At 68.2% G+C, this 5015-nt stretch carries 4 protein-coding genes; all 4 read right to left on the bottom strand.

Annotated elements, in window-relative coordinates:
• Positions 1 to 193: 193 nt before the first annotated feature.
• The 4 genes from MMF96_RS19205 to MMF96_RS19190 are packed head-to-tail and all read right to left on the bottom strand — an operon-like array spanning position 194 to position 4847.
• Positions 194 to 1030 carry a hypothetical protein gene (locus tag MMF96_RS19205; RefSeq protein ID WP_256884452.1) on the bottom strand — a complete coding sequence of 279 codons (837 nt, stop codon included), beginning with the start codon at positions 1028 to 1030 and terminating at the stop codon, positions 194 to 196.
• Complete coding sequence (locus MMF96_RS19200; protein ID WP_256884451.1) at positions 1027 to 2016, bottom strand: ATP-binding protein; 990 nt, start codon at positions 2014 to 2016, stop codon at positions 1027 to 1029. The genes MMF96_RS19205 and MMF96_RS19200 overlap by 4 nt, the downstream gene beginning before the upstream one ends.
• A gap of 57 nt (positions 2017 to 2073) precedes the next feature.
• A complete protein-coding gene (locus MMF96_RS19195; protein WP_256884450.1) occupies positions 2074 to 4119 on the bottom strand; it encodes a Mu transposase C-terminal domain-containing protein in 2046 nt (681 codons plus the stop codon).
• Complete coding sequence (locus MMF96_RS19190) at positions 4116 to 4847, bottom strand: TnsA-like heteromeric transposase endonuclease subunit (protein WP_256884453.1); 732 nt, start codon at positions 4845 to 4847, stop codon at positions 4116 to 4118. Before MMF96_RS19190 ends, MMF96_RS19195 begins: the two co-directional genes overlap by 4 nt.
• Positions 4848 to 5015 lie beyond the last annotated feature (168 nt).

The following is a 5015-nucleotide window of genomic DNA, read 5'->3' as shown; positions in this document are numbered from 1 at the left end:
TGTCCTGTCTCAATTTAGTTGGCCATGTTGACGTGGGAAGAGGCCAGATAAATTGAGACGGATGGGGTAGGAACTGTCTCAATTTTGTTGGCCATTCCGTATGGAACGTTCCGCCTCCTTGTCCCACGAGGGGTGAGCTCCGGGGAAGCGGACTGAGGCTCGGTGTCGCTGAGCGGGTGCCGTGGCGGGTGGGCTATCTGCCCCAGATTTTCCAGGCTTGAGCCAGTGGCGTGCTGGATGGTGAAGCGCCTCCCATGCGGAAGGGATTCCTCTCGATTTCCCGGGCGATGGCGTTGAACATAGCGGTTACCCGGTGGGCTACACGCCATGATTCGTCGTCCTCAGCTCGGGGGAAGGATCCCGTACTGGCTTTGACGCTCATGGCGTGGCGTTCACCGGCGCGGAGTCCTGGTTGGAGCATCTGCGTGTTGAATCCCGGGTTCGTGACAAGACGGGCGATTCTGACGGTTTCGGGGTAGGCGACCAGGGTGAGGTTGGAGGTGGCGCCTCGACGGTACCGCTCGGCCGCATGGGATCCAGCGATCCCGGTGATGGCGCATTCGCGGGCCCACTGCATGATGGGGGAGCGGACGAGGACGCCGCGCGGCGCAAGGACCCGGCGGTAGTGGCGTTCGGCGGCGACGAGTTCGGGCAGGGCACGGATGTCGTGCTGTGGCGTGCCGAGCCAGCGCCGGTGTCCAGCGCAGACCCACCCGATGCGGGGGATCCGCCCGGTTCCGCCGGATCCCTGGGTGCAGCGCAGGCAGAGGGCGCGGACGATGACGTCGGCGCCGTCGATCACGGCCGGCGTTGCGAAGGCCCTCTCGTGGAGGTCGCCGAGGCTGCGCCAGGCCTGCAGCCTTTCCGGGGTCCGGCGGTGGCTGGGCTTGGGGAACGCTCCCGCCTCGGAGAGGGAGCGTTCGATCTCCTGGACGGTCGTGCCGTTGCGGACTGCGTGGCGGGAGGCGTAGCTGATCAAGCCCTCGCCGCCGAAGATTCTGGTGGGGACCGGGAGCGGCTGGATCGTCACTGGGCCCGCTGCAGCCCGCGCTTGCCGCTGTCGGAGGACATGGCGGCACGTGTGTGGTGGTGTTCCTCGGCGGCGTAGTCGGTGGCTATGGCCTGGAGGCGGCGACGGTCGATCTTCTCGGTGCCGTCGATGATCGCTCCGATGGCCGCGTCCGACAGGAGGGCGCGCAGGCCGCCGATGCTCCCGCCGGTGCGGTCCCACAGGTATGAGGCTTCCTCGGCGAGGGATTCGGGTTCGTGCTCGGCAAGGGTGAGGAGGTCCTCGACGCCGAGGACGAGCTCGGTCCAGGCTTCGCGGTCTGTCTTGGATCCGATCCCATAAGGGCGCATCTGATGCATGATCATCCTGGCCTTGATCTGCCTCCCCATGTCCCCGGCGAACAGGTCCGTGGTGGGCAGGTCGATGCCAGCGTAGAGGAAGGTCGCGTCCAGCCGGTCGGCGAACTGCTTGAGGGTGCTGGCCGCCTCGGCGCCTGCCTGCCTGTTCGTCGTCAGGTTGTGAACTTCATCGACGATCACCAGCGATGTCCCCAAGGTGCGCAGCACACCCACGACGTGCTCGGTGACCAACTGCGCGGTTGACCTCTGGGGCACCGGGAGGCCGAGCCAGTTAGCGAAGGCCTGCATGAGCATCCTCGGCGTGGTTGCTGGCGGGATCACGGCATAGACCACCGGGGCGAAGGACACGTCATCGGCACGATCGAGGCGCCTGCGTTCGGCCTTCTCATGGCGCTTGCCGATCAGTAGCGCGGCCGTGGACTTGCCCATCCCGGCCGCCCCGGAGACCGCGAGCCCTCGCCGCGCCGTGGCGGTGGTGGCCGCGTTGCGCGCGAGGATGATCTTGGTCTGCCGGGAAAGGGCCTGCGTGTCTGTGGTCTCCAGGACTGTGTCGGCTGCCAGCCAGGCGAAGCGTTCCCGGTCGTAGGCGTCCTTCTTCTCAGGGGAGAGGGATTTGAGCTCCTTACGGGAGAGCCGCTCCGGCTCCATCGGGGCGTGGTCGACGAACTGGCGCCAGGCGGTCAGGGAGTCGGGTGTCGCGATGGTTCAGTCCTCCAGAAGGTCGATGCGGCGGGCATGACGACGCGGACGCGGACGAACAGGTGCGGTTGCAGTCGCCTCGGATGGGGCAGCGGAGCCCGGTTCGGGCTTAGGTTTTTCGTCGGCGACAGGGGCCAGGCGCAGCGGCGGAGCGGGATCCGGAACGTTCGATGGCGCGGCGCTGGCGCGTCTGGTGGCCTGGGCCTCGGCCCGCCCTGCCGGGGCCGTGAGGATGCGGTTGACCTCGGCGAGCAGGTCCGCGCCGGGGATGCTGCCGGAGCGTCTGTCCAGGGCCTTCTTCGCGGCAGCGAGGATATCGAGGGAGAACGGGCCGGCGAGCTGGCGTGCCATGGTCCATTCGGCTTCGATCCAGACCCCCTTGCGGTGGTCGCGGACGTGGATGGACCGCAGCCGGTAGGGGTCGTAGCGGATTTCCCAGCGTCCGTTCGCGGGGGCGGGCAGCCCCGAGTGCACGCCCCGGTATTCGTGCAGGGCGGGATCGTCGAAGTGGAGGCTGTGGAAGTTGATCCCGTACGGCTGGATGCTGCGCCAGTCCAAGGGCAGCAGGGCGATATAGTCCTCGCGGGTGAGCGTGACCGGGATCTGCGGGGCGACGCCGGAGAGCGCTGCGAAGGCTTCGTTCGGGGTGAGGTCCTTTTTCGGCATGGCCGGGTGGCGCAGGCCCGAGTGCGGGCGGTTCTGCCAGACGGCGACGAGCCACCAGTCCAGGAGGTTCTGCACGTCGGCGAGGCTGAACCGCGCCTCGGCTGCGGGGTCCTTGCCGCGGCGGACAACGTTCGGGCCGGTGTAGCCGGCAAGATATTGGGTGAAGCCGGAGTTTACCCCGGCGAAGAAGCGCTCGATGTGGGGCTTGTCGGTTGGTGTCCTCGGGGCGGCCTTGGTCAGGCTGATCTGGAGGCGTTCGCACGCGGAGGTGAACGTGGCGCCGATATAAACCTTGCCCCGGTCCACGGTGATCGATTCGGGCACGATGACGGGCTTGGCTGCGATGGCGGTGCGGATGTCCTCGTCTTTGGGGAGCATTCCCTGTGGCAGGACCGACCGGGAGTAGCCCAGGGCCGCATCCCAGCCGGGTTGCATCGGCAGGGGAGCCATGGCCCTTGCCAGCAGGACTGCGGCGTCGACTGCCTTGGTCGCCACCGGCCGCAGAATCACTCCCAGCGGCGTTCGGGTCGCCACGTCCAGGGCCACGGTGAGATCGACCCGGCCCGTTGACCCGTCGGGGTAGATGACCATCAGGTCCAAGGGTGTGGAGTCAATCTCCACCAGTTCCCCCGGCCGCATGGGCGCTTGCCGGCCCCATGACCGGGCGGGGCGGTTGGCCTGGGTTCTGCGGGTCGTGGCGTTGCCGAACGGGTGCCGGGACTTCTCCAGTCTGGCCAAGATCCGGTAGAGAGTTGCGCGGGACGGGACCCTCAGGCCCTGCTGCTCGGCGAGGGCGCTGACTCGGGTCACGGCGCGGGACCGGGTCCCGGTGGACGTGTTGGTCTGCCCGGCGATCTCGGCCTCAAGCAGCGCCACGAGGTCCGGGTCGGCCCAGCCAGCCAGAGTGCTCTGTCGGGTGTTGCGCCCGTCGGCCAGTGCGGCGATGCCGTGCTTGCGGTAGGCGGCGACGTGGCGGCGCAGCGTGCGGGCCGAGATCGGCGTGCCCATGGTGGCCAGTTCGGCGGCCTTGGCCTCGATCCGGCGCAGCAGCGGGTTGGCCAGATCGTAGTCCGGCTTGGGCGCCGTTCCGGGGGCGGCGTCCGGCGGGGTCCCGTTGACGAGCTCGTAGACGTGGCGGTGCAGCAACTCGGCCTGCGCGCGGGCACCGGGCTCGAGGGTTTCGAGCAGTGCGACACCGTCCAGGGACGGCAGGGGAGCGGGCGCATCGGGCAGGTACGAGTTGTCTGAGAGCAGCTCTGCGACCGGCGCCCGGCGGATGCGGCCGGTGGAAAGGTTCTTCAAGGCCAGCTCGGCACCATCCTGAGCCATGACCTGCCACGAGACGCCGTCGAACTGGATGAAGTCGAACAGGCGCACCGACTTCATGACGCAGCCTCCCGCGAGCCGGCTTCCCAGGCGGAGTCCGCCGTCGCGCCAGCCGGGAAGACCGGCGTGTCCTGGGTGAGCGGGGCGTCGAGGTCGACGGCCAGTGCCCCGGTGAATAGCAGGTGGAACACGTGCGCGCGGACGATGTTCTCGTCGGAGCCCAGCATCCTGGCCGCCCGTCGGACGCCTCCGGCCAGCGAGGTCTCAGGGGTGAACGAGTCGACCAGCACGGCCGCTGTGGTGCCGTCGGGAGCGAAGCGGTCCTGGCGGCACCCGGCGAGCCACCGCAGATTGGACGCCCGCGGTTCGGCGAGCCCGGTGAAGACCTCATAGTCCCATCCGGCCGCCTCGCAAGCTTCGCGCGTCAGGCCGAACTGGCGCCCCGCGGACCGGACACGGCCAGCGGGCTTAACGTCGATGACCCGGCCCGTGCCGTCCCGCAGCCGGACGAAGAAGTCGGGCACATGCCCCCGGGCACCGTCGGTCCCGCGCGGCCACAAGAACGCGAACGGCTGGGACGCGACCCCAACGACATCCCGGTCATGGTCCGTCGAGAGCAGGAAGTCGCGCTCCAGCAGGCTCTCGAACCCCACATGGGACCGCATCGTGCTGGACCACCACAGGCCCTCGTAGTTCCGCTTGCCCCGCCACGAGAAGAACGCTCGCACCGGAAGTGCCGCCTCAAGCGCGAGCGATGCCAGAGCCGCGGAAAGCGGCGCATTGACCATCCGCCCGTCCAGGCGCGCCAACACACGAGTCTCGTCCGTCATGTTCGAAGGCAGCGACCTCAACGCGCGAGCAACATCCATGGTGGCCATATTAACTGAGACAAACCCCAGAAAGCCGTAGGTGGCCAGGTAAGTTGCGAAAATGGCCAACTAAATTGAGACAGGACA

The sequence above is a fragment of the Arthrobacter sp. STN4 genome (assembly GCF_024539665.1).
Lineage (GTDB): Bacteria > Actinomycetota > Actinomycetes > Actinomycetales > Micrococcaceae > Specibacter.
Note: the sequence above shows the minus strand (reverse complement) of the source record. Positions and strands in the feature narration are given on the sequence as shown.

Excerpts from the sequence above, each read along its gene's own strand:
- MMF96_RS19200 (WP_256884451.1), bottom strand. The coding sequence starts at position 2,016 with ATGGAGCCGGAGCGGCTCTCCCGTAAGGAGCTCAAATCCCTCTCCCCT.
- MMF96_RS19195 (WP_256884450.1), bottom strand. The coding sequence starts at position 4,119 with ATGAAGTCGGTGCGCCTGTTCGACTTCATCCAGTTCGACGGCGTCTCG.
- MMF96_RS19190 (WP_256884453.1), bottom strand. The coding sequence starts at position 4,847 with ATGGTCAATGCGCCGCTTTCCGCGGCTCTGGCATCGCTCGCGCTTGAG.